The 5,692-nt window shown below is 61.6% G+C and carries 6 protein-coding genes and 1 pseudogene; 5 read left to right on the top strand and 2 right to left on the bottom strand.

From position 1 onward, the window contains the following. Positions 1 to 21 precede the first annotated feature (21 nt). Both B2246_RS07350 and B2246_RS07345 read right to left on the bottom strand, forming a co-directional pair. Positions 22 to 1,221: pseudogene (locus B2246_RS07350) on the bottom strand (tyrosine-type recombinase/integrase); the annotation flags it as partial. A 629-nt stretch (positions 1,222 to 1,850) separates the two neighbouring features. Next, the gene (locus B2246_RS07345) at positions 1,851 to 2,351 is read right to left on the bottom strand and encodes a DUF305 domain-containing protein (protein ID WP_003098996.1); all 501 of its coding nucleotides are present in this window, start codon (positions 2,349 to 2,351) and stop codon (positions 1,851 to 1,853) included. A 450-nt stretch (positions 2,352 to 2,801) separates the two neighbouring features. On the opposite strand from B2246_RS07345, the gene B2246_RS07340 reads away from it, so the two are divergent. The 5 genes from B2246_RS07340 to B2246_RS07320 all read left to right on the top strand — a co-directional run. Then, positions 2,802 to 3,548 carry a hypothetical protein gene (locus B2246_RS07340; RefSeq protein ID WP_003098991.1) on the top strand — a complete coding sequence of 249 codons (747 nt, stop codon included), beginning with the start codon at positions 2,802 to 2,804 and terminating at the stop codon, positions 3,546 to 3,548. Positions 3,549 to 3,666: 118 nt separating this feature from the next. Beyond that, positions 3,667 to 3,879, top strand: coding sequence for an AlpA family transcriptional regulator (locus tag B2246_RS07335; protein WP_003090093.1), 213 nt, complete (start codon positions 3,667 to 3,669; stop codon positions 3,877 to 3,879). Between the two features lie 42 nt (positions 3,880 to 3,921). Further along, a complete protein-coding gene (locus B2246_RS07330) occupies positions 3,922 to 4,797 on the top strand; it encodes a ParA family protein (protein WP_003098988.1) in 876 nt (291 codons plus the stop codon). Then, positions 4,781 to 5,050 carry a hypothetical protein gene (locus tag B2246_RS07325; protein ID WP_003050422.1) on the top strand — a complete coding sequence of 90 codons (270 nt, stop codon included), beginning with the start codon at positions 4,781 to 4,783 and terminating at the stop codon, positions 5,048 to 5,050. The genes B2246_RS07330 and B2246_RS07325 overlap by 17 nt, the downstream gene beginning before the upstream one ends. Then, positions 5,043 to 5,692 (top strand): ParB family protein (locus B2246_RS07320; protein WP_286964031.1); only part of this gene is annotated, 650 nt, incomplete at its 3' end. The genes B2246_RS07325 and B2246_RS07320, both read left to right, overlap by 8 nt.

Raw genomic sequence — 5,692 nt, 5'->3', positions numbered from 1 at the left:
TCACGCGCCCCGAAATACGCACTGCATCATGCGCCGACGCGGCTCGACGTACAGAGCATGGTTGTAGGCGGCGCTGACCCGGTTGGGGTCCGAGTGCGAAAGCTGAGCATCCACCCAGAGCTTCGGGTAGCCGATCTCGTTAAGCGCCGTCGAGATCGTGCCGCGGATGCCGTGGCCAGTCAGCAGATCCTTGTAGCCCATGCGGGTCAGGGCACTGTTGAGAGTGTTCTCGCTGATCGGCCTCTTCAGGTCGCTGCGATGGGCAAGCAGGTGCTTTTGGGCTGGCTTCACCAGTTCCAGCAGGAAGCGAGCGATCTCGATAGCTTGCGCTGATAAGGGAACGATGTAGGGTGGGATGTCCTGCGGGCGCTTGTTGTGCTTGCGCATGTCATCCTGCAACTGTTTGACGATCTCCGGCGGGATGATCCATAAACCCTGATCCAGATGGAACTGGCCAGGCTCGGCAAACCGTAACTCCCCGGTTCGCACACCCGTCAGGAACAACAGCCGAATGCCGAGCTGGGTAATGAGCTGGCCGCGGTAACGACGCAGCCTGTGGAGCAAGTCGGGGACTTCCGGCAACCGCAAGTAGGGGTTGTTCACGACGGGCGGTTTCGGCTTCGCCACTGCATCCAGGTCCGTGGCTGGATTACCCTCCAGACCCGGGATCTTCACTTTGGCGAAGCGGAACAACTGGTTGAACCAGATGCGTACCTTCTCGGCCGTCGTCAACGCATCGCGCTCTTCGATCTTCTTTAGCACTTCCTCCAAGTCCGCGCTGCGCACGTCGATCATCGACATCGTGCCGAGTCGGGGCAGCACGTCCTTCTTGAAGATGCGCTGGATCTGCGACAGGGTGCTGTTGCGTCCCTCCTTGAGTTCCAGCTTGCGCTGCTCAAGCCAACGGAGATAGACCGCCTTGAAGCTGTTTTCGTCTGCCAGACGAACGGCTTGGCGCTTGCGCTTGCGATCGACCTTGGGATTGATGCCCTTGGCCAGTAAGGCGCGTGCCTTGTCGCGCTCCTCGCGCGCCTCCCGAAGACTGACCTCGGGATAGGTTCCCAGCGACATGCGCTTTTGCTTGGCGGCCCAATAGTAGCGGAAGTGCCACGCCTTACTGCCGGTGGCTGATACGAACAGCCCGAGGCCGTCGAAGTCAGAGAGGGAATAGTTTTTGCCGGTGGTCTTGGCCTGCCGGACGACCAAATCTGAGAGTGCCATGCTCTAGCTCCTGAACATGAGTCAGGGCTCGATACTGGCCGCGTCAACCGCGCTCCCCCAGCAACAATCCGCCTTCAGCGCTTCCGTAAAGATGGCCTCAAAAATGGCCTTAAACGTCGTGGCTGTGGCTGGATTTCGGTGGATGTTGCTGGAACGAAAAAAGGAGCTTTCGCTCCTTTTTTCAACGACTTACAGACGTCGATGGAAGTCTGTAGATCTTAAATTGGAGCGGGAGACGAGTCATGCACTAGAGCGCTAAGTCTCTGTTTCCCAATCACTTTCTCCACTGTGGTGATCAGCGAAGAACTCAATTATAGCCTTGTTTTTCGCCCTCGGCAACAAAGTTCATCCAACCACTTCCACCAGCGTCCAAGGATGATCCATCCACCCGTCGTTACGCCTGATGCGTCCAGCTGCTGAGCGGGTTCGCTATCGAACTCCAACTTGCGACGATCATGACTTGCGCTCGCTCCGCAGGCAGCGCGGGGTGGTGTCGCGTGGACTACCTGGCACCTGGACGGCTGTAGGACACAACCGCCGGCATCGGAACACCGCAAGTACTCATCTTTACATCGCTGCGGCTAACTTCGCCGGAGCGCAACGCGGCGCCAGTGTAGTGGCAGCCAGCCTCAACGAAGGCGTGCAGCAATCCGGTTCATCTGCTCGATCTCCGCGCGCTGGCCATCGGAAATCGCTTGGCATAGGTTGACGAGTTCCGGATCTGAGAGCTGCGCCTCGCGGCACATGAGGATCGCTCCCGAATGGTGCGGGACCATAGACGCGATGAACTGTCGATCGCCGATTCCGGTTTGAGCACGGGTAGCGGCAAAAGAACCGAGTGTGAGAACGGCAAACAAGCCGTACAGCACGAGATTGAGCCGCCGGTTTGGAAACATGCCGGGCATTGTCGCTAGCATGAAGATGCCCATTGGCGCCCACATAGTGACCGCCATGTAGAGCATGTTGAGATTGTTTCTGAAGTCCCTGGCGCCGTCGATCATGCTGAACATTACGAAGTACATGACGACGAGGCCCAACACCATGTTCACCCAGAACTTGGCGTATGGTCGGCCGTGCTTACCCATCTGACCGGATGTGTGATGTTGATGTTCATGGGAATGTTCAGCCATCTCCGTCTCCTATGTGCTGGGGCAACCTGGCAGGGTCACTGGTACTGCGGCAGATACTTTGTCGATATATCAGCATGTGGAGCGATGCATCACTAACCGCTGATTTCCAGTCCCCAACTGGACGTAGGGGCGTCGAACGCTTCAACTCGCTGGTCTTGAACCGTCTGGATATCAGACCATACCAAATCGGTCTTGATGGGCTTTGCGCCACCTATGACGCTGGTACCGTGAGCGCCAATATCGAGCTTGCGTCCTCATCGCTCGATGGGCCGGCAACTGATCGATTCTTGCATATCAAGCAAGACAAGGCCACCTGCGGCGGACGCCAATGGCCTCCTCCGCCTTCGCTTAGGGCATCGCCTCAAGCGTCCGTCGCAGGCCATAACGACACAACAGCCCTTGGGCAAGAAAGGAGCCGGTGATGTAGCGCACCCGAAAGGAGACGAAGACATGCACAAGGACATTTCAACATCAAAGGTGTTCTATCGTCCCATCGAGGCGGCCATCCGATGGGCTGGGTTGCTGCGGTATCTCCCGATGATCCTGGCCACGATCGCGTCACCGCGTGTCCTGCCTCGGTCGCTGAACTGCCCTCGATGGAATGAGTGCCGGCTGCACTCGGAACGTATCTATGACGGCATCCTCAACGGAGAGCTGCCCTACGGCAAGAACGGGATCACGCTCAATGATCCGAACCTGCTCAATTCTCTGGATCTGACTGTTCGCCATGTCGATCTAAAACGCTGGATGCGCACCCACTATCCCGAGCACCGGCCAGGATTTCTGTTCAGCCGTGGCGAACGCATGGCGCATCCTTTCATCACCATGGAAACAGGACAGGCGATCCTCGTGGAGCGGCTGGCCCTTCAGGCCGCGCTTGAACAAGCCCGACGTGAGATGCGAGAACTGCAGGAGCAGCACGACACGCTACTCAAGCAATCCTCGGTGCTGTTGGCATCCAAGCAATGCGAGATCAGCGAACGGGCGGAAACGACCTATCTCAACATCATTGGAGGGATGTTGACGCTGATGCTGAGCCAGTCGCCTTCAGGCGTGCCCTATTCCAGCTTCAAAACGCAGGAGGCCCTTGTCTCTGCATTGGTCGCCCACTACGGCGGCACCATGGGCATCACTGAGCGCACCTTAAACGGAAAGTTCGCCAACGCTAAGAGGTACGTTCGTAGCGCAAGCGCATGAGGTTATCCAGCTTGTATGTGCAATCGCGGAGATTGCATTTGCAATGTCTTTCCGCAGCCAGGTCTATTGAATAGAGGTCACGCCAACAAACGCCACCGAGCGTTCAGGAGTGACCGCCATGTCGCAGACCCCTGTACTCCCGCCGAACGAGCGCCGCATCCTGCGGCTCGATGAAGTCGAAGCGAAGTCCGGCTTCAAACGCGCCCACATCTACAACCTGATGAAGAAGCGCCAGTTCCCTCAGGCGCTGCGCCTGGGCGTGCGCGCTGTCGGCTGGGATTCGATCGAAATCGACCAGTGGATCGCCGAGCGCCTCAACCACCGGACCTGACCCGCTCTCCCGCGGACTTCCCATTCCCAGCCGGAGAGCGCCATGCAGGTCGTGTCCATCATTTCAACGAAGGGCGGCGTCGGCAAGACCACGACGGCCGCCAACCTGGGCGGGCTCGCCGCGGACGCGGGCCTGCGCGTGCTGCTGCTCGATCTCGACGTGCAGCCCACCTTGTCCTCCTACTACGAACTGACCCAGCGCGCGCCGGGCGGCATCTATGAGCTGTTGGCCTTCAACGAGCGCGACCTTGGCCAGCTCGTGTCCCGCACGATCATCGCGGGCCTGGACCTGGTGCTGTCCGACGACCACCGGGGCGAGCTGAACACGTTGTTGCTGCATGCGCCGGATGGCCGCCTGCGGTTGCGGCATCTGCTGCCAGCACTTGCTCCCCTCTACGACCTGGTGCTGATCGACACCCAGGGCGCGCGTTCCGTGCTGCTGGAGATGGCGGTGCTCGCCTCCGATCTCGCGCTGTCGCCCGTCACGCCGGAGATCCTCGCGGCACGCGAGCTGCGGCGCGGCACCATGCAGTTGCTCGAAGACATTGCGCCGTACCGGCACCTGGGCATCGAACCGCCGCCGCTGCACTTGCTCATCAACCGCGTCCACCCGGTGTCCGCCAACGCACGGCTGATCCAGCAGGCCTTGCGCGACCTGTTCCAGGACAGCGCCGGCATCCGCGTGCTCGCCACCGACGTGCCGGCCATAGAAGCGTATCCACGTGCCGCAACGCGCGGCCTGCCGGTGCATCGGGTCGAGCACCGCCAGCCGCCCGGCAGAGTCGCCCCTGCCGCGCTCGACACGATGCGCGCGCTCGCCAGCGAGTTGTTCCCGCAATGGCAGGACCGACTGGCTCAAGTATCCGGCCGCCCGCAGCGACCTCTTGATCCTGGGAGGCCCCATGGCGAACGCACATGAGCTGGCCCGCGGCCACAAGCGGCTGCGCGCCCTGATCGAGTTCGCGGTCGGTGAGGGCTGGCACGTCAAGCGCACGCCGGGCGGGCACCTCAAGTTCACCAAGGCCGGCTGCGCGGCGATCTACACGAGTTCGACAGCGAGTGACCACCGGGCCGAATTGAACGCCCGTGCGCAGATCCGCCGCGCCGAGCGAGAGGCCCGCATGGCGCCGGCCGGCGGTCGTGGGGACTGCGAGGGGTGCGGCCATGGCTGACATGACCTCGCAGGACATGGCAGGCAAGCTGCTCGCGGCCGGCTTCGAGCGCAGCGGCCCAGCGGCTACGGCCTTGAGCGACCCGATCGCGGACACGCCCATGGTCGTGACGCTGGACCAGTTGCGGCCCTACGACCATGACCCGCGCATGAAGCGCAACCCGGCTTACGAGGAAATCAAGGCATCCATCCGCGAGCGCGGCCTGGACGCGGCGCCGGCCATCACGCGCAGGCCCGGCGAGGACCACTACATCATCCGCAACGGCGGCAACACGCGACTGGCGATCCTGCGCGAACTCTGGTCGGAGACCAAGGAAGAACGCTTCTTCCGCATATCGTGCCTGTTCCGACCATGGCCGGAGCGCGGTGAAATCGTCGCGCTGACCGGGCATCTTGCCGAGAACGAACTGCGCGGCGGCCTCACGTTCATCGAGCGCGCGCTCGGCGTCGAGAAAGCACGGGAGTTCTACGAGCAGGAGAGCGGCGCCGCCCTGAGCCAGTCGGAACTGGCCCGCCGCCTGGCGGCCGATGGCTTCCCCGTCCAGCGGTCGCACATCACCCGCATGGCCGACGCGGTGCGCTACCTGCTGCCCGCCATTCCCACTGTGCTCTATGGCGGCCTGGGGCGCCACCAGGTCGAGCG

The sequence above is a fragment of the Cupriavidus sp. UBA2010 genome, from assembly GCF_002335265.1.
Lineage (GTDB): Bacteria > Pseudomonadota > Gammaproteobacteria > Burkholderiales > Burkholderiaceae > Cupriavidus > Cupriavidus metallidurans.
Note: the sequence above shows the minus strand (reverse complement) of the source record. Positions and strands in the feature narration are given on the sequence as shown.

Coding starts and splice junctions, on each gene's coding strand:
- B2246_RS07330 (WP_003098988.1), top strand. CDS start 3,922: ATGCAGGTCGTGTCCATCATTTCAACGAAGGGCGGCGTCGGCAAGACC.
- B2246_RS07325 (WP_003050422.1), top strand. CDS start 4,781: ATGGCGAACGCACATGAGCTGGCCCGCGGCCACAAGCGGCTGCGCGCC.
- B2246_RS07345 (WP_003098996.1), bottom strand. CDS start 2,351: ATGGCTGAACATTCCCATGAACATCAACATCACACATCCGGTCAGATG.
- B2246_RS07335 (WP_003090093.1), top strand. CDS start 3,667: ATGTCGCAGACCCCTGTACTCCCGCCGAACGAGCGCCGCATCCTGCGG.
- B2246_RS07340 (WP_003098991.1), top strand. CDS start 2,802: ATGCACAAGGACATTTCAACATCAAAGGTGTTCTATCGTCCCATCGAG.